Here is a 16,744-nt window from a genome sequence, read left to right on the forward strand (position 1 = left end):
TTACTTTACGGCGGAAAACCCGGAATCTATTATGCGCCGGTATTTTCACTTAATTTAATAAATTCCATATAGGCGATATTCCTTTCCATCTAGTTAATCGATCCTTTCGATTTTATTAAATCGGCTCGAGTTGAGATTGGTCGCCGTTTTGCGATTAATCGGTATCTCGCCGGCGGGGATCGTTCGTCTGTTCGAAGCGAAGCGCCTTGTAGGGCGGGCTCCGCGGGGGATGCTTTTGCTGCCGATTTCACGCGCATGCGGATGACGGGCCTGAATTCGCATTGCCGCGCATTATTGAATTGCCGTTTGCAATGGAATTGATTCCATTGTGCGATTGCGGAATGCGGGTGGGGTAAATCGTGCCGATCGGTATTCGCCGATCCGGTAAAAAACTCGGAGGTGCATCGCAAAACGAATGCACTCCCGGTGCGGAGCGTCGGCGCAAATGATCCTTTGCGGTCGGCGGTATTTATCGTTCTGTTCGAGAGGCAATAATGACGACACTGAAGTCCTTGAAAGACGGTTTCGCGCTATTTGGAACGACACTGAGCATGCCGCTCGCCGCAGCCGCGGCCGCGGCGCTGCTCGTCACGGGGTGCGGCGGCGACGACGGGTCCGGCCCGACCGCCGCCACCGCGGCGGCCGCGACGACGTCGAACGGCAGCGCGTCGGCCAGCACCGACGCAACGGCCGCCGTGGCCGACCAGCCGTACGTCGACAACGACGTGTACGGCACCGGACCGAACGACGCGGTCACGGATTCGACCGAAGGGGCCGCGGTCGTGCACCGTCAGGTCACGATCGGCGGCAAGACCGTCAAGTACACGGCCACCACGGGCCACCTGACCACGATCGACCCGGTCACGTCGGCGCCGAACGCGAAGATGTTCTACGTCGCGTACACGCAGGACAACCCGGACCCGTCGAAGCCGCGCCCGGTCACGTTCTTCTACAACGGCGGCCCCGGCTCGTCGTCGGTCTACCTGCTGCTCGGCTCGTACGGGCCGAAGCGCCTGCAGTCGTCGTTTCCGAACTTCACGCCGCCGGCCCCGTACAAGCTACTCGACAACCCGGACAGCCTGCTCGACCGCACCGACCTCGTGTTCATCAACCCGGTCGGCACCGGCTACTCGGCGGCGATCGCCCCGGCGAAGAACAAGGACTTCTGGGGCACCGACCAGGACGCGCACTCGATCGACCGCTTCATCCAGCGCTACCTGACCAAGTACTCGCGCTGGAATTCGCCGAAGTTCCTGTACGGCGAGTCGTACGGCACGGCGCGCAGCGCGGTCGTGTCGTGGGTGCTGCATGAGGACGGCATCGACCTGAACGGGATCACGCTGCAGTCGTCGATTCTCGACTATGCGAATGCGCTGTCCGCGCCGGGCATGTTCCCGACGCTCGCGGCCGACGCGTTCTACTGGAAGAAGACGACGCTCAATCCGACGCCGACCGATCTCGACGCGTACATGGTGCAGGCCCGCAACTACGCGGACAACACGCTCGCGCCGCTTGCACAGAAGCCGAACCCGCAGGACGGCGGCTTCGTGAACGTGCGGCTGAACCTGAACCTGCAGACCGCGCAGCAGATGGGTTCGTACATCGGCACGGATCCGACGACGCTGATCCAGACCTTCGGCAACCCGGCCGCGCTCGGTAACGTGCCGTCGTCGAACGACAACCCGCCGTACACGTTCTTCCTGACGCTCGTGCCGGGCACCCAGATCGGCCAGTACGACGGTCGCGCGAATTTCACGGGCAAGGGCATCGCGCCGTACATCCTGCCGAACTCGGGCAGCAACGATCCGTCGATCACGAACGTCGGTGGCGCGTACACGGTGCTTTGGAACAGCTACATCAACACCGACCTCAAGTACACGTCGACGTCGTCGTTCGTGGACCTGAACGACCAGGTCTTCAACAACTGGGACTTCAGCCACACCGACCCGACCGGCGCGAACAAGGGCGGCGGCAATACGCTGTACACGGCCGGCGACCTGGCGGCAACGATGAGCGTGAACCCGGACCTGAAGGTGCTGTCGGCGAACGGCTACTTCGATGCGGTCACGCCGTTCCACCAGACCGAGCTGACACTCGCGCAGATGCCGCTCGATCCGACGCTCAAGGCGCAGAACCTGACGATCAAGAACTACCCGTCGGGCCACATGATCTACCTGAACGACGCGTCACGGACCGCGCTGAAGGGCGACCTCGGCAACTTCTACGACGGCATCCTCGCGAACCGTACCGCGCTGCAGCGCGTGCTGAAGCTGCAGGCGCGTACGCAGCAGCTCAAGCAGCAGCAATTGAAGCAGCAGGGGCAGTAAGCGTTGCGTTGCGGCCCGCGCGGCCCGGCCTTGCGCCGGGCGGTGCGAGCTCGCGAGGCCCCGGATGGACGACAGCCCGATCGGCGCAGGCCGGTCGGGCTGTTTTTTTTGGAGAGGGTGCCGGCGCGCCAGGCGCCGCAAGTGGCGCGGGAACCGCCGGCCGCGTCGTTACGCGAGCACGAGCCGTATGCCGACCGCGACGAGCGTCGCGGCGAGCAGGTTGCGCAGCAGCCGCTCGGGTGCGCGCGCGGACAGCACGCTGCCGAGCACGATGCCGGGCAGCGAGCCGAGCAGCAGCGACAGCAGCATCGACCAGTCGACCGAGCCGAGCAGCCAGTGGCCCATGCCTGCGACGAGCGTGAGCGGCACCGCGTGCGCGATGTCGGAGCCGACGATGCGGGTGGTCGCGAGCGCCGGGTACAGCAGCAGCAGCACGGTGACGCCGATCGCGCCGGCGCCGACCGACGTCATCGACACGAGCACGCCCAGCACGGCGCCCGTCAGCACGGTCGACCACAGCGTGCGCGCGGGGCTCGGCGCGAGCGGGTTGCGTGCGGCGAGCGCGGTGAGTTGCGGGCGGAAGATCAGTGCGAGCGACGTGAGCAGCAGCGCGATGCCGAGCACCAGCTGGATCATCCGCGCGGTGCCGGGTGAATTCACCCCGTGCGTGTGCAGTACCCACAGCGTGACGGCCGCGGCCGGGACACTGCCGGCCGCGAGCCGGCCGGTGATGCGCCAGTCGATCGACCCCTTCAGTCCGTGGACGAGCGTGCCGGTCGCCTTGGTCGCGGCCGCGTACAGCAGGTCGGTGCCGACCGCCGTCGCGGGGTGGACGCCGAACAGCAGCACGAGGATCGGCGTCATCAGCGAACCGCCGCCAACACCCGTCAGGCCGACGAGAATGCCGACGAACAGGCCGGACAGGGAGTACAGCAGATCGATATGGGGGAGCGACATCGGAAGCAGGCGGTTATGCGACGTTCGGCGGCGGCGCGCGGCTGCGGCGCGCGGGTCAAAGTCCGCCATTGTCGCAAAAGTGGCGCGTTGATGTACGACTACGTTAAAAATCGGCCGGGAAGGCCCGCCGGGCGGCCCGTTCGCGGCGGGTGAAACGTGCGTTTGAACGGGCGCCGGGCCCGACGGAGCGGCGCGCCGGGGGCGGTGGGCGGGGTGGCCGATGCCCGGCTATCGGGCGGGACGGGCCTGATGGGGGAGGCAAGGCGGGGCGGCGCGCGCCCCGGCTCGGGCCGGACGGCCGTCAGTGCAGCGCGGGGCCGACGCCCGAAACGGCGTCCTGGCGGCGGATGCGCAGCGCGAGGCCAAGCAGCCCGGCCGCGGCCGCGAACGCCGCGCCGACCGTGAACGCGGCGTGGTAGCCGCCGTTCAGGGCGTCGAGCGGCGTCGCATGGGCGGCAGTGAGCACTTCGGTGCGCGCGGCCGCGAGGCTCGCGAGCACGGCGAGGCCGAGTGCGCCACCCATCATGAATGCGGTGTTGACGATGCCCGACGCGAGCCCTGAATCGGCCGGGTCGACGTCGCTCATCGCGGCGAGCAGCACCGGATTGAACGCGACGCCCGCGCCGATGCCGAGCAGCGTCATGCCGGGCAGCACGTGCCAGACGAAGCTGCCGTCCGCCGGCGCGCGCGAGAACAGCGCGAGGCCGCACGCGGCGATCAGCAGGCCGGCCGCGATCGGGCCGCGGATCCCGAAGCGCATCACGATCCGCGCCGACAGCCCGAGCGAGAACGCGGCCATGATCAGGTTGGCCGGCAGGAACGCGAGCCCGACCTGCAGCGGTCCGTAGCCGAGCACACGCTGCATGTAGAGCGCGGACAGGAAGAACCACGCGAACATCGCGGCGGCCCACAGCACGCCGATCACGTTCGCGAGCGCGACGTTGCGCGCGGCGAACAGCGAGAGCGGCATCAGCGGATGCGCGACGCGCGCCTCGATCGCGATGAACAGCGCGAGCAGCACGACGGCTGCGGCGATCAGCACGACGGTCCGGGTCGACAGCCAGCCGGCGTCGTTGCCGCCGACGATCCCGTACACCGCGAGCATCAGCGACACGGTCACGGTGATCGCGCCCGCGACGTCGAGCCGCGCGGTGCCGGCCGGCGCGCGCATGCGCGGCAGCAGCGCGACGCACATCGCATAGACCGCGATGCCGATCGGCAGGTTGACGAGGAAGATCCAGTGCCACGAAAGCGTGCTGGTCAGCAGCCCGCCGAGCAGCACGCCGATGCTGCCGCCACCCGCGCAGACGAAGCCGTAGACGCCCATCGCGCGGGCCCGTTCGCCCGGTTCGGTGAAGAGATTCATGATCAGCGACAGCGACACGGCCGACACGATCGCGCCGCCGAAGCCCTGCACCGCGCGCGTGGCGATCAGCATCGTCTGCGATTGCGCGAGGCCGGAGGCGAGCGACGCGAGCGTGAACACGACGAGGCCCGCGAGGAACATGCGCCGCTGGCCGTACAGGTCGCCGAGCCGGCCGCCGAGCAGCAGGCAGCCGCCGAACGTCAGCAGGTACGCGTTCACGACCCACACGAGGGCCGTCTCGGTGAAGTGGAGGTCGGTGCTGATCGATGGCAGCGCAACGTTCACGATCGTGCTGTCGAGCACGATCATCAGCACGCCGAGGCAGAGGACGATCAGCGCGTACCAGCGCTTCTCGCCATGGATCCCGTGGGTCATGGGCCGGCAGCCTTCTGATAGATATTTGAAAGGCTGCATTGTAGACATCATTCGCACGCGCTTCCTGCCGGTTTGTGGCAGGAGCGACGCGTAGCGGCCGCGCGTGTCGCGCGGCGCCGGATGTCAGCCGCGCGGCGGCAATTCGCAGCCTTCGGGGCCGCACGCGGCCGCGTCGTCGCCGGTGAATTCAACGATCGCGCCGTCGCGCCACGCCTGCTCGAGCGCCTGCGCGAACGCGTCGGCCGGCTGCGCGCCCGACACCGCGTAGCGGCCGCCGAACACGAACAGCGGCACGCCGCGTCCACCGATCTGCGCAGCCCGCGCGATGTCGGCCTCGACTTCGTCACGGTATGCGTCGCTGCGCAGCACGGCTTCGACGGCCGAGCGCTCGAGCCCCGCTTCGACCGCGAAGTCGATCAGCGCCGCGTGGTCGAACAGCGAGCCGTGCTCGCAGAAATACGCGCGGTACAGGCGTTCGGTCAGCGCATGGGCGCGGCCGGTCGCTTCCGCGAGCTTCACGAGCCGGTGAGCGTCGAGCGTGTCGCCGACGGACGTGCCGGGCAGGTCGTAGCGGAGCCCGACGCTCGCGGCCGCGTCGGTCACCTGGCGCAGCATCTGGTCGACCTGCGCGGGCGACATCCGGTACTTGCCCGCGAGCATCGCCTCGACCGGCTCGACCGGCTGGCCCGGCATCAGCCGGTACGCGCGCAGCACGACGTCGACGTGCTCGGCGTGCGCGAACGCGGCGAGCGCCTCGTCGAAGCGGCGCTTGCCGATCCAGCACCACGGGCAGATCAGGTCGGACCAGATCTCGACGGTCAGGGTCGGGCGGGTAGTCGGGGCGGGGGTGGTCGTCATGGGCGGTAAGGCGGCAAATAAATGTAACCGCGACTATATCATTTTATGCCGCGACGTTTCGGGGCCGCGCCCCTTACGCGTCGCCCTGGGTTTCCTTCAGATGCTTCAGGTGCTTGTAGACGGTCGCGCGTCCCATCCCGAGCACGTTCGCGACGTAGTTCGCGGCGCTCTTGCCGCGGAACGCGCCTTCCGCATGCAGCGCCTCGACGAGTTCGCGCCGGTGCTCGCGCGTGAGGCCGTTCAGGCCGACCTGCCGTTCGCGCAGCCAGCCGTGCAGGAACGTGTTGATGCGCTCCTGCCAGTCGTCGCGGAACAGCTCGTCGGGCTGCGCGACGATGCCTGCGCCCTTGATGAACACGTCGAGCGTCGCGCGGACGTCGTCGAACACCGCGATGTTGAAGTTGATGCACATCATCCCGGCCGGGCGGCCTTCGTCGTCGAACAGCACGTTGCTCACGCAGCGCATCCGCCGGCCGTCCCAGTTCAGCTTCTCGTACGGGCCGATCACGCGCTCGCGCGCCGAATGATCGATTTCCTCGAGCGCCGAGTCGTCGCCGACCTCGCGCTTCGACAGGTTGTTCGCGAGGTACAGCACGGTCTGGTCGTGCAGGTCGTGGATCACGACTTCCGCGTACGGGAAGAACAGCGCCGCGATGCCATCGGCGATCGGTGCATAGCGGGTGAGCAGCAGGTCTTTGACGGGGGATTGCTTCTTGCGCATCGGAATCGCCATCTCGGGTGAGCGGGGGCCGGGCGGTGCGTCGGCGCGGCGCGCCGGCGTACCGTTGACCGGCATGTCCGTGCGCCCGCGCGCTGCCGCCGCGGCGGTTGCGCCATTGTATCGGCCCCGCGTGCGCGTGCTGCTCATGCGCGCGTCAGATGCGTGTACAGCGCGTGCGCGATCGCGATGTCCTCGAGGCCGAGGCCGATCGAGCGGAAGAACGCGTGACGCGTGCGCGACGGTGCCGCGCAGGTGCCGGCGACGAGCGCGGGCAGGTCGCCGACGATCCGCTCGGGCGTCCAGCCGTGCGCGGCCGCCGCGATCTGCATCTCGCCCGCGCTTGCAGGCGTCGTGTGGCGGTAGTCGCAATACACGTCCATGTCGGGCAGCCACGCCGGTGGGATCTCGTGCGCGCGCGCGACGTTGGTGCTGATCGACGTGACGAGCGCGGGGCGCGTGAGCACGCCGTCCGCGAGCACCGGCGTGCCCGACGACGTGCACAGCATCACGACGTCGGCGTCGCGCACGCACGCCTCCGCGCTGGCGGCCGGACGGGCGCGCGGATCGATCTGCGCGAGCGTCGCCTGCAGCGCCGGGTCGCCGGTGAGCGCGGGCGAATACACGCTGATCGAGGCCCAGTCGCGCAGTGCCGCGGTGTGGCGCAGATGCGCGAGGCCGACCGCGCCCGTGCCGATCACGGCGAGCCGGCGCGCGTCGCGCGGCGCGAGACAGTCGACCGCGAGCGCCGTCGTGCCGGCCGTGCGCTCGACCGTCAGCAGCCCCGCATCGCACCACATGAGCGGCTGGCCGGTGCGCATCGACATCAGCGCGGTCCACGCGGTCACGATCGGTTTGCCGCCCGTCACGACGTACGGCGACAGCTTCGCGCCGAACACCTGCTCGTCGGCGAGCGCGCCGAGATACGTGATGAAATCGCCGGCCTGTTCGGGGAACAGCGTGAGGGTTTGCGGCGGCTGCACCGCGCGAGCCGACGCGAGCGACGCGAACATGCGGCGCAGCGTGCCGAGCACGTCGAGCGACGGCAGCGCCGCGCGCACCGCGGCTTCGTCGACGGTGAGCGGCAGGGTCGGGGCGGGTTGCGTCATGGGACTTCTCCGGTCGGGGCCGGACAGGACAGTCTCGATAGAGCGCGTCCGGCCGTGTTCGTAATGGATTAAAAGTCTAATATAGACAAACAAAGTCGGGTGAATTTTTCTTTCCAAGACACGAGCGCGTCGCGTGTCCACGGAAAAACATAGATAAATCAAAGGGGTTTTGCTCAAGCGACGGCGTCTCGGAGGACGGCGGCAGCACCGCGATTATCGTATCCCCTATAGTCTATAGTAGACGAAGAGTCTATATTTTGCGTGCGGACCAGCGTGTCGCCGCACGGCGGCCGGCTGCATCGCCTGCCGATCCGGCGCGGGCGCAGCGCCCGGCAACGGCGTCGCGCGACCGGTCTTCATCGCCTCAATCCGGAATCGAAGGACATCCGTCATGAACTGGAAGCTTTCCCTCTGCGCCGTCGCGGCGCTCGCGTGCGCGGCCGTCACGGCCCACGCGGAACAGACCACGCTGCGCTTCGGGATCGAAGCCGCCTACCCGCCGTTCGAGAGCAAGTCGCCGGCCGGCCAGCTGCAGGGCTTCGACGTCGACATCGGCAACGCGGTGTGCGCGAAGCTGAACATGAAGTGCGTGTGGGTCGAGAATGCGTTCGACGGGTTGATCCCGGCGCTGCAGGCGCGCAAGTTCGACGCGATCAATTCGGCGATGAACATCACCGTGAAGCGCAAGCAGAGCATCGACTTCACGCCGGCGATCTACGTCGTGCCGATCGTGATGGTCGCGCACCGCGGCTCGCCGCTGCGGCCCGATGCCGCAAGCCTGCGCGGCAAGCACGTCGGCGTGTTGCAGGGCTCGTCGCAGGAGGATTTCCTGAAGGCACGCTGGGCGAATGCGGGCGTGGCCGTCGTGTCCTATCCGGACCAGGACCAGATCTATGCCGATCTCGTCGCCGGGCGGCTCGACGCGGCCGTGCAGGAAGCGCAGACCGCGCAGGACGGCTTCCTCGACAAGCCGGCCGGCCGCGACTACCAGATCGTCGGCGAGCCGCTGAAAGATCCCGCGACGCTCGGCGAAGGCACCGGCTTCGGGATGCGCAAGGGTGACAAGGCGCTGCAGACGAAGATCGTCGGCGCGCTCGACGCACTGAAGAAGGACGGCACGCTGAGCGCGCTGTCGCAGAAGTACTTCAGGCGCGACATCGTCGCGAAGTAAGCCTGGCCGCGCCGGCCGCCGTGCCGGCGCGCGTCGCACCGAATCTCGACGCAGTATGGGGAAGCATGGATTTCGACGTCATCGTTCTGGGGGCCGGCATCGTCGGCGTGTCGTCGGCGCTGCATCTGCAGGATCGCGGGCTGCGGGTCGCGCTCGTCGACCGGCGCGCGCCCGGCGAGGAAACGAGCCACGGCAATGCCGGGCTGATCGAGCGCTCGTCGGTCGTGCCGTACGCGTTCCCGCGCCGGCTCGGCACGCTGCTGCGCTACGCGCGCAACCGCTCGGTCGATCTCTATTGGGACTACAAGGCGCTGCCCGCGTACGCGGGCTGGCTCGCGCGCTTCTGGCGTGAATCGTCGCCGCAGCGGCTCGCGGCTGCCGCGCGCGACATGCTGCCGCTCGTCGCGGCGAGCGTCGTCGAGCACGACGCGCTGCTCGCGCGTACCGACGCGCAGCCGCTCGTGCATGACGGCGGGTGGCTCGAGGCGTTCCGTTCGCCCGCGCTGTTCGAGGCGGAAACGCGCGCGCAGCAGCGGGTGGCCGACGCGCACGGGTTGCGGATGAGCGTGCTCGACGCGCGCGCGCTGCGCGAGCGCGAGCCCGGCATCGGCGACGCATTTTGCGGCGCGTTCCACTGGCAGGACCCGAAGACCGTGTCGAGCCCCGGCGGCCTCACGAAGGCGTACGCGCGGCTGTTCGAGCGCGACGGCGGCACGTTCGTGCGCGGCGACGCGACGACGCTCGCGCAGGTGCGCGACGGCTGGCAGGTCGATACCGAGCACGGGCCGATATCGGCGCGGTCGGCCGTGGTCGCGCTCGGGCCGTGGTCCGACCATGTGTTCGCGCCGCTCGGCTACCGGATTCCGCTGCGCGCGAAGCGCGGCTATCACATGCATTACCGGCCGACCCGCGCGCTGCTGAACGTGCCGGTGTGCGATACCGAGGCGGGTTTCGTGGTCGCGCCGATGGAGGGCGGCCGCCTGCGGCTCACGACCGGCGTCGAGATCGCGTTGCGCGACGCGCCGCCGACCGGCGTGCAGCTCGCGCGCGCCGAGCCGCTCGCGCGCGATGCGTTCGGCATCGGCGAGCGGCTCGATCCGACGCCGTGGCTCGGGATGCGGCCGTGCACGCCCGACATGCGGCCGGTGATCGGGCCAGCGCCGCGCCATCGTCATCTGTGGTTCGCGTTCGGCCATTGCCACCACGGGCTCACGCTCGGCCCCGCGAGCGGACGGCTGCTCGCCGAAATGATTACCGGTGCGCCGACCTACATCGATCCCCATCCGTACCGGCCCGCGCGTTTCGGCTGATGCAGTCGCCGGGTGACGGCCGCGCCGCGCGTGCGGCTGTCACAGTTTTTCATTTGGCTGTCCGCATTAATCGAAAACCGATCGAGCGGATATGGTCTGCGTAATAGATCGGAAAGTAATCGCGAAATAAGAAAATCAGAAAACGCGCGATTTATCAATGCATTTTCATGGAAATGAAATGCGAAATAGGAGGGCCGTCCGGGCAATCCGGCGATGCTTCCTGACGGTCCGTTCCGATATGGCCCGCAATGTACCGGAACACGTTACTTCGGGCTTCGCAAACGTTACGTTACATCCGGGCTCAGCAGGCCTGTTTCGTCAGATGATTGACGTGACGCCACCCCGTTAATTCCCCGTAAATCCATATAAAACCGTTATTGGCTTGCATTAAGCCAACGAATGAATCCGTTTTATCCGGGTGGCACGCTTCGTGCAATCCGTCCCCATGCTTTATCAACGTAGTGCCAACCAAGATGGGGTAAGGATGAGACAAAAAATTAAATTGACGGGTGTGGCGCTGTCGGTCGCGACGGTGTTCGGGGTACTGGCTTCCGGTTCGGCAATCGCGGGGCCGCTCGATGCGCTGCCGCTTCCGCAAGTGATCGTGAATCCGCCGACGAACAGCGTGTCGATCGGGCTGGCCGCGACCGGCACGTCGCCGCTGGGTTCGGTCACCGTGGCGACGGGCGGGTCGGGTGAGATTCAGACGTCGCTGGGCAATCCGGCGCAGGCGTTGTCGGGCGCTGTGAATACGCTGACGGGCGCGCTCGGCGGCGGTGGCGGCGCGGTGACGCCGCTCGCGCCGGTGCAAGGCGCGGTGAACCAGGTGACGGGTGCGCTGGGTGGCGGCAATCCGGCGGGCTCGCTGACCGGTGCGCTGAATACGGCGACGGGGACGTTGAGCAATGCGGTCGGCACGGCAACGGGCGCACTGGGTAACGTTGGTGGTGGCGCGAACCCGCTGGCGCCGGTTCAAGGTGTGGTGAATCAAGCGACGGGCGCCCTCGGCGGCGGCAACCCGGCAGGCGGGCTGACCGGCGCTCTCGGTACGGTCACGGGTGCGTTAGGTAACGTCGGTGGCGGTGCGAATCCGTTGGCGCCGGTTCAAGGCGCCGTGAGTCAAGTGACGGGTGCCCTCGGCGGCGGCAACCCGGCAGGTGCGCTGACCGGCGCTCTCGGTACGGTCACGGGCGCGTTGGGGAACGTCGGTGGCGGTGCGAACCCGTTGGCGCCGGTTCAAGGTGTGGTGAATCAAGCGACGGGCGCCCTCGGCGGCGGCAACCCGGCAGGTGCGCTGACTGGGGCTCTCGGTACGGTCACGGGCGCGCTGGGTAACGTCGGTGGCGGTGCGAACCCGTTGGCGCCGGTTCAAGGCGCCGTGAATCAAGTCACGGGTGCCCTCGGCGGCGGCAACCCGGCAAGTGCACTGACCAGCGCTCTCGGTACGGTAACGGGCGCACTGGGCAACGTCGGCGGCGGTGCGAACCCGTTGGCGCCGGTTCAAGGCGCCGTCAATCAAGTGACGGGCGCCCTCGGTGGCAACAACCCGGCTGGCGCACTGACCGGCGCCCTCGGCAACGTCGGCGGCACGAACCCGCTGGCGCCGATCCAGAACGTCGTCGACCAGATTACGGGCACGCTGGGCAGCGGCAATCCGGCCGGCTCACTGAGCAACGCGGTCAATACGATCACCGGTACGCTAGGCAACATCGGTGGCGCGTCGAGCCCGCTGGCGCCGGTGCAGGGCGCCGTTACGCAACTCGCCGGCACGCTCGGCGACGGCAATCCGGCCAGCGCACTGACGAACGCGGTGAACTCGGTGACGGGTGCGCTCGGCAATCTCGCCAGCACGAACCCGCTCGCCCCGGTACAGGGCGTCGTGAACCAGGTCGTCGGCACGCTGTCGGGCGCCGGCGGCGGCAGCCCGATCATGCCGATCACGAATCTCGTCAGCGGCCTGCAGAACGCGCTGCCGACGGGCGGCAACGCGGCCGGCGCGCTGAGCGGGGCGCTCGGTTCGGTCACGAGCGCGCTCGGCAATCTCGGCGGCTCGAACCCGCTGGCTCCGGTACAGGGTGTCGTGAACCAGGTCGTCAGCACGCTCGGCAGCAGCAATCCGGCCGGCGCACTGAGCAACGCGGTCAGCTCGGTGACGGGCGCACTCGGCAATCTCGGCGGCTCGAACCCGCTGGCGCCGGTGCAAGGTGTCGTGAACCAGGTGGTCGGTACGCTCGGCGGCAGCAATCCGGCCGGCGCACTGAGCAACGCGGTCAGCTCGGTGACGGGCGCACTCGGCAGCCTCGGCGGCTCGAACCCGCTGGCGCCGGTGCAAGGCGTCGTGAACCAGATCGTCGGCACGCTGTCGGGCGCGGGCGGCAGCAGCCCGATCGCGCCGATCACGAACCTCGTCAGCGGCCTGACCGGAGGCAGCAACCCGGCCGGCGCATTGACCGGCGCGCTCGGCCCGGTGACGGGGGCCCTCGCAAACGGTCCGGCAACCCTCGGACAGACGGCCGGCGTGCTGTCGGGTGCGGCCGGTTCGACGGCTGCAGCGGGCGGCAGCCTGCTCGGCTCGGGCGCGAGCACGGCGGGCAGCACGGCGGGTGCCGCCGGTTCGCTGCTGTCGACGGGCGGCAACGCGACGGCGACGGTCGTCAATGCGGTCGGCGCGACGCTGGGTACGGCGCTGGGTTCCACGCCGAGCCTGTCGGTCACGCCGCACTCGGGCAACAGCTCGGCGAACAATCCGCTCGCACCGGTGTCGACGCTGCTCCAGACGGTGACGGGCGCACTGCCGAGGTAACCGGCCGGAACGCGCGGCGGCGATGCATCGCCTGCCGCGCGCAACGGGTCGCACAACGCGGCATGACGGCAACGTCATGCCGCGTTTTCTTTGGATTCCCGATCGGCTTGGTTGGACGAATGGCGGGCCATCGGCGGGCCGCATGGAATAACCGCCCGCGGCCGTCCGTTTATATACCGAGTCGCGGCGCAATCGGGCAGCGGGATAATGACCATGACGAAGTCGACGTCCCGTCCGGCGGTGCCGTGCCGCAATGCCATGCCATGCCAAGGAGAACGGGAATGAAAACGATGCTGTTCGCCATCGCGCTGACGGCCGCGATCGCGCGGCCCGCGGCCGCCGAGCCGCCGCAGGCCGGCAACGGGAAACTGGTCGACGAAGATCACATGACGCTGTACGTGTTCGATCACGACGCGCCGGGCAAGAGCACGTGCAGCGGCACCTGCGCGGCCAACTGGCCGCCGGCGCTCGCCGACGGATACGACAAGGCGTCGGGTGCGCTGAGCCTCGTCACGCGCGACGACGGCAAGAAGCAATGGGCGTACAACGGTCGCCCGCTGTATCGCTGGAAAATGGACCACAAGGCCGGTGACGCGGGCGGCGACGGGATCGGCGGCATGTGGCACGTCGCGCGTCCCTGAAAACTGACGGACGGACCGACTGACGGCGCGGCGACGCGCGAGGCATCCGGATGAGCTACGAATCGGACCTGCTGGTGTGGCTGCCGCATCTCACGCGCTATGCGCGTGCGCTGACGGGCGACCGGGCCTGGGCGGACGATCTCGTGCAGGACACGCTCGAGCGCGCGCTGAACCGGCCGCCGCGCGACGGCGGCAACCTGCGCGCGTGGCTGCTCACGCTGCTGCGCCACCGCTTCATCGACCAGTTGCGCGCGCGGCACGAGATCGCGGTCGACGACGCCACCGCGCCATGGCAGACGATGGCCGCGCCCGCCGACGAGATCAGCGGCCTGATGTTGCGCGACGTGCAGCGTGCGCTGTACCGGCTGCCCGTCGAGCAGCGCGAGGTGCTGCTGCTGGTCGCGCTGGAGGAGTTGAGCTATCGCGACGCCGCACAGGTGCTCGGCGTGCCGGTGGGGACGGTGATGTCGCGGCTGTCGCGGGCGCGTGAACAGATGCGTGCGTTGCTGTCCGGCGAGCCGCCGGCGCATGGCACGGCCGCGTTACGGGTGATCGGGAAGACATGATGGACGACGATCCGCGCAAACCTTCGAACGATCGGGACGACGCTGCATCGGCCCAGCTGCTGTCGTCGCTGCTCGACGGCGAGCTGTCCGGGCAGGAGCGCCGCGAGGTGCTCGAGCGGCTGCAGTCCGATCCGCGGGAAGCCGACCGGTTCGCGCATTACGGCGCGCAGCGCGACGCGTTGCGCGCGCTGTTCCCGCTGCCGGGCGCCGCATCGGCATTGTTCGTGCAGCGGCGCGCGTCGCGCCGGCGCGTGGTTGCCTATGCGTTCGCGGGGCTGGCGGCCGGGCTGGTGCTCGGCATTGCGCTGCACGTGGGCTGGACGGCGTTCGGCGTCGAACCGGCGTTCGCCGCGCGCGCGGATGTCGCGTATGCCGTGTACGCGGCCGATCGCGAACACCCGGTCGAAATCGACGCCCGCGATCCGGCGCGCCTGGCCGGCTGGCTGTCCGCGCGTCTCGGCCGGCCCGTGCGCGCGCCGTCGCTCGACGAATACGGCTACGTGCTGCTGGGCGGCCGGCTGCTGCCGGGCGACGCGGGACCGGCCGCGCAGCTGATGTACCAGCGCGCGGACGGCGCGCGCGTGACGCTGTACATGACGGCCTACGATGCGCGGCGCCTCGCGCCGCAGGCGATGTCGGCGGACGGACGCTACACGTATTTCTGGTCGGATCGCGGCATGGGCTACGCGTTGTCCGGCCGCGGCGACGAACGGCGCCTGCGCGAGCTCGCGATCGACGCGTGCGGCGCGCTCGGCGGATCGACCGACGCATGGAAGGGGTGACGCGCGCGGCATCGGCAGGGAGCAGAAGATGAACGCGAAGACGGCGATGATGGCGACGGTGGTGGCGGTGCTCGCGGCAGGCGCCGGGCTCGCGCGGGCGGACGGCGACGCCCCGGTGCGCGTGCCGGTCGACGCCGACGGCGTGCAGCGGGTGACGATTGTCGGCGGCAGCTATTTCTTTCGGCCGAAGCATGTGATCGTCCGCGCGCATGTGCCGGTCGAACTGACCGTATCGGCCGAACCGGGCCGCGTGCCGCACAGTTTCGAAATCGACGCGCCGCAGGCCGGCATCGCGGTGCACACCGACCTGGCCACGACGCCGCGCACCTTCCGCTTCACGCCGACGCAGCCCGGTCGCTTCGCCTACTATTGCACGCATCGGCTGCTGTTCTTGCGCAGCCATCGCGAACGCGGCATGGAGGGCGTGCTCGACGTCGAGGCGGCGCCATGATTGCCGCATTGCTGGCCGCGAGCCTGATAGGAGCGAGCATGACAGCCGACCCGGTGACCGTTGCGCAGGCACATTTCGACCAGGTCCGCTCGTACCGCGCGACGATCCGCTCGTCGGCGCAAAGCGGCGAGCGCACCGAATTCCACTATGCGTACCTGAAACCCGGTTTCGTCCGGATGGATTTCGTGTCGCCCCATCGTGGCGCGGTGCTCGCGTACGATCCCGGCGACGGCAAGGTCCGGCTGCGCCCGTTCGGCGAGCATGCGCCGCCCGCGCTGAGGCTGTCGCCGTCCAATCCGCTCGTGCGCGACCGCAGCGGCCATCGCGTCGACCGCTCGGACGTCGGCGAGCTGCTGCGCAACGTGCATGCGCTGCAGCAGGGCGGCGCGACGGTGACGGAAGGCGAGGAGACCATCGGCGGGCGGACCGCGCTGCGCGTGTCGGTGACGGGCGGCCCCGCGCACGTGGTCGACGGCGTGCATCGCTACCGGCTGTGGCTGGACACCAAGGACGGTTTTCCGCTGAAGGTCGTCAGCTTCGCGGATGGTGACGGCGACCCGCTCGAAACGGTGACGCTCGACGACGTCGAGATCGACGTCGCGTTTCCCGCCCGCTTTTTCGCGCCCTGATTCCTGATTCCTGATCCCGACTCGTGCCGGAGGTTGCATGGCGGAATACCGGTTTTCGACGACGTGGCGCGTGGACGCGCCGCTCGCGGCGGTCTGGGACGCGATCTACCAGGTCGACCGCTGGCCCGACTGGTGGAAGAGCGCGGTACGGACCGTCGAGATCGAGCGCGGCGACGCGCGCGGCGTCGGCGCGCTGCAGCGATACACGTGGAAAGGCGCGCTGCCGTACCGGCTGACCTTCGACATGCGCGTGCTGCGCGTCGAGCGGCCGCATGTGCTCGAAGGCCGCGCGAGCGGTGCGATCGAAGGCGACGGTTGCTGGTCGTTCGCCGGCGACGGCACGCGCACCGTCGTGCGCTACGACTGGCACATCCGCACGCGCGAGCGCTGGATGAACTGGTTGGAGCCGCTCGCCCGCCCGCTGTTCATCTGGAATCACGACGTCGTGATGCGCGAAGGCGCGAAAGGGCTCGCGCGCCTGATCGGCGCGACGGTCCAGACCGACGGCCGGACGTTCCAGCCGGTCGCGGGCTGTCCCGACATGTGACGATCTGGCACCTGATAGGTGCCCCAGCGGCGCCCGAGCGGGTCTTTTCCTGTGGTGTCAGACGATCGCGGGAACTTGGTGCTTACCCCGTGTCAAAGCGGTGCGCGGGTCGGGAAATCCCGCATCTGCCTGCT

General features: G+C 68.8%; 15 protein-coding genes. 10 read left to right on the forward strand and 5 right to left on the reverse strand.

Features of this window, described 5'->3' with window-relative positions; genetic code table 11:
- Positions 1 to 494 precede the first annotated feature (494 nt).
- Positions 495 to 2,327, forward strand: coding sequence for a S10 family peptidase (locus tag LMA02_RS03720; RefSeq protein WP_228906971.1), 1,833 nt, complete (start codon positions 495 to 497; stop codon positions 2,325 to 2,327).
- A gap of 168 nt (positions 2,328 to 2,495) precedes the next feature.
- On the opposite strand, the gene LMA02_RS03725 is transcribed toward LMA02_RS03720, so the two are convergent.
- The 5 genes from LMA02_RS03725 to LMA02_RS03745 all read right to left on the reverse strand — a co-directional run bounded on the left by LMA02_RS03725 (position 2,496) and on the right by LMA02_RS03745 (position 7,710).
- Positions 2,496 to 3,284: a sulfite exporter TauE/SafE family protein gene (locus LMA02_RS03725; protein WP_228906972.1), complete on the reverse strand. Its 789-nt coding sequence runs from the start codon at positions 3,282 to 3,284 to the stop codon at positions 2,496 to 2,498.
- A gap of 301 nt (positions 3,285 to 3,585) precedes the next feature.
- Entirely contained in the window at positions 3,586 to 5,025 is a 1,440-nt protein-coding gene (locus LMA02_RS03730; RefSeq protein WP_228906973.1) for a DHA2 family efflux MFS transporter permease subunit, read from the reverse strand.
- A gap of 123 nt (positions 5,026 to 5,148) precedes the next feature.
- Positions 5,149 to 5,883, reverse strand: coding sequence for a DsbA family oxidoreductase (locus tag LMA02_RS03735; RefSeq protein ID WP_228906974.1), 735 nt, complete (start codon positions 5,881 to 5,883; stop codon positions 5,149 to 5,151).
- Between the two features lie 73 nt (positions 5,884 to 5,956).
- Positions 5,957 to 6,751, reverse strand: a complete 795-nt coding sequence (locus LMA02_RS03740) for a helix-turn-helix transcriptional regulator (RefSeq protein ID WP_324251230.1) — start codon at positions 6,749 to 6,751, stop codon at positions 5,957 to 5,959.
- A complete protein-coding gene (locus LMA02_RS03745) occupies positions 6,748 to 7,710 on the reverse strand; it encodes an ornithine cyclodeaminase family protein (protein ID WP_228906975.1) in 963 nt (320 codons plus the stop codon). Before LMA02_RS03745 ends, LMA02_RS03740 begins: the two co-directional genes overlap by 4 nt.
- A gap of 391 nt (positions 7,711 to 8,101) precedes the next feature.
- On the opposite strand from LMA02_RS03745, the gene LMA02_RS03750 reads away from it, so the two are divergent.
- The 9 genes from LMA02_RS03750 (at position 8,102) to LMA02_RS03790 (ending at position 16,610) form a co-directional block, all read left to right on the forward strand.
- The gene (locus LMA02_RS03750; RefSeq protein WP_228906976.1) at positions 8,102 to 8,881 is read left to right on the forward strand and encodes an ABC transporter substrate-binding protein; all 780 of its coding nucleotides are present in this window, start codon (positions 8,102 to 8,104) and stop codon (positions 8,879 to 8,881) included.
- Positions 8,882 to 8,946: 65 nt separating this feature from the next.
- Complete coding sequence (locus tag LMA02_RS03755) at positions 8,947 to 10,191, forward strand: NAD(P)/FAD-dependent oxidoreductase (RefSeq protein ID WP_228906977.1); 1,245 nt, start codon at positions 8,947 to 8,949, stop codon at positions 10,189 to 10,191.
- A 484-nt stretch (positions 10,192 to 10,675) separates the two neighbouring features.
- Positions 10,676 to 12,994 carry a beta strand repeat-containing protein gene (locus tag LMA02_RS03760; protein WP_228906978.1) on the forward strand — a complete coding sequence of 773 codons (2,319 nt, stop codon included), beginning with the start codon at positions 10,676 to 10,678 and terminating at the stop codon, positions 12,992 to 12,994.
- Positions 12,995 to 13,275: 281 nt separating this feature from the next.
- Positions 13,276 to 13,635, forward strand: coding sequence for a hypothetical protein (locus LMA02_RS03765; RefSeq protein ID WP_228906979.1), 360 nt, complete (start codon positions 13,276 to 13,278; stop codon positions 13,633 to 13,635).
- 50 nt (positions 13,636 to 13,685) lie between these two features.
- Positions 13,686 to 14,201, forward strand: coding sequence for a sigma-70 family RNA polymerase sigma factor (locus LMA02_RS03770; RefSeq protein WP_006753920.1), 516 nt, complete (start codon positions 13,686 to 13,688; stop codon positions 14,199 to 14,201).
- On the forward strand, positions 14,201 to 14,983 hold the full coding sequence (locus LMA02_RS03775; protein ID WP_228906980.1) for an anti-sigma factor family protein: 783 nt from the start codon (positions 14,201 to 14,203) through the stop codon (positions 14,981 to 14,983). Before LMA02_RS03770 ends, LMA02_RS03775 begins: the two co-directional genes overlap by 1 nt.
- 28 nt (positions 14,984 to 15,011) lie before the next feature.
- Positions 15,012 to 15,434 carry a quinol oxidase gene (locus tag LMA02_RS03780; protein WP_228906981.1) on the forward strand — a complete coding sequence of 141 codons (423 nt, stop codon included), beginning with the start codon at positions 15,012 to 15,014 and terminating at the stop codon, positions 15,432 to 15,434.
- Positions 15,431 to 16,063, forward strand: coding sequence for a LolA family protein (locus LMA02_RS03785; RefSeq protein ID WP_228906982.1), 633 nt, complete (start codon positions 15,431 to 15,433; stop codon positions 16,061 to 16,063). The genes LMA02_RS03780 and LMA02_RS03785 overlap by 4 nt, the downstream gene beginning before the upstream one ends.
- A 37-nt stretch (positions 16,064 to 16,100) precedes the next feature.
- Entirely contained in the window at positions 16,101 to 16,610 is a 510-nt protein-coding gene (locus LMA02_RS03790) for an SRPBCC family protein (RefSeq protein WP_228906983.1), read from the forward strand.
- Positions 16,611 to 16,744: the final 134 nt, after the last annotated feature.

It is taken from the genome of Burkholderia sp. B21-005 (assembly GCF_020843965.1).
Taxonomy (GTDB): Bacteria; Pseudomonadota; Gammaproteobacteria; order Burkholderiales; family Burkholderiaceae; genus Burkholderia; species Burkholderia ambifaria.

What these genes read in the sequence shown, in the direction of transcription:
- LMA02_RS03720 (WP_228906971.1), top strand. Translation starts at nt 495, where the DNA reads ATGACGACACTGAAGTCCTTGAAAGACGGTTTCGCGCTATTTGGAACG.
- LMA02_RS03725 (WP_228906972.1), bottom strand. Translation starts at nt 3,284, where the DNA reads ATGTCGCTCCCCCATATCGATCTGCTGTACTCCCTGTCCGGCCTGTTC.
- LMA02_RS03730 (WP_228906973.1), bottom strand. Translation starts at nt 5,025, where the DNA reads ATGACCCACGGGATCCATGGCGAGAAGCGCTGGTACGCGCTGATCGTC.
- LMA02_RS03735 (WP_228906974.1), bottom strand. Translation starts at nt 5,883, where the DNA reads ATGACGACCACCCCCGCCCCGACTACCCGCCCGACCCTGACCGTCGAG.
- LMA02_RS03740 (WP_324251230.1), bottom strand. Translation starts at nt 6,751, where the DNA reads ATGAGCAGCACGCGCACGCGGGGCCGATACAATGGCGCAACCGCCGCG.
- LMA02_RS03745 (WP_228906975.1), bottom strand. Translation starts at nt 7,710, where the DNA reads ATGACGCAACCCGCCCCGACCCTGCCGCTCACCGTCGACGAAGCCGCG.
- LMA02_RS03750 (WP_228906976.1), top strand. Translation starts at nt 8,102, where the DNA reads ATGAACTGGAAGCTTTCCCTCTGCGCCGTCGCGGCGCTCGCGTGCGCG.
- LMA02_RS03755 (WP_228906977.1), top strand. Translation starts at nt 8,947, where the DNA reads ATGGATTTCGACGTCATCGTTCTGGGGGCCGGCATCGTCGGCGTGTCG.
- LMA02_RS03760 (WP_228906978.1), top strand. Translation starts at nt 10,676, where the DNA reads ATGAGACAAAAAATTAAATTGACGGGTGTGGCGCTGTCGGTCGCGACG.
- LMA02_RS03765 (WP_228906979.1), top strand. Translation starts at nt 13,276, where the DNA reads ATGAAAACGATGCTGTTCGCCATCGCGCTGACGGCCGCGATCGCGCGG.
- LMA02_RS03770 (WP_006753920.1), top strand. Translation starts at nt 13,686, where the DNA reads ATGAGCTACGAATCGGACCTGCTGGTGTGGCTGCCGCATCTCACGCGC.
- LMA02_RS03775 (WP_228906980.1), top strand. Translation starts at nt 14,201, where the DNA reads ATGGACGACGATCCGCGCAAACCTTCGAACGATCGGGACGACGCTGCA.
- LMA02_RS03780 (WP_228906981.1), top strand. Translation starts at nt 15,012, where the DNA reads ATGAACGCGAAGACGGCGATGATGGCGACGGTGGTGGCGGTGCTCGCG.
- LMA02_RS03785 (WP_228906982.1), top strand. Translation starts at nt 15,431, where the DNA reads ATGATTGCCGCATTGCTGGCCGCGAGCCTGATAGGAGCGAGCATGACA.
- LMA02_RS03790 (WP_228906983.1), top strand. Translation starts at nt 16,101, where the DNA reads ATGGCGGAATACCGGTTTTCGACGACGTGGCGCGTGGACGCGCCGCTC.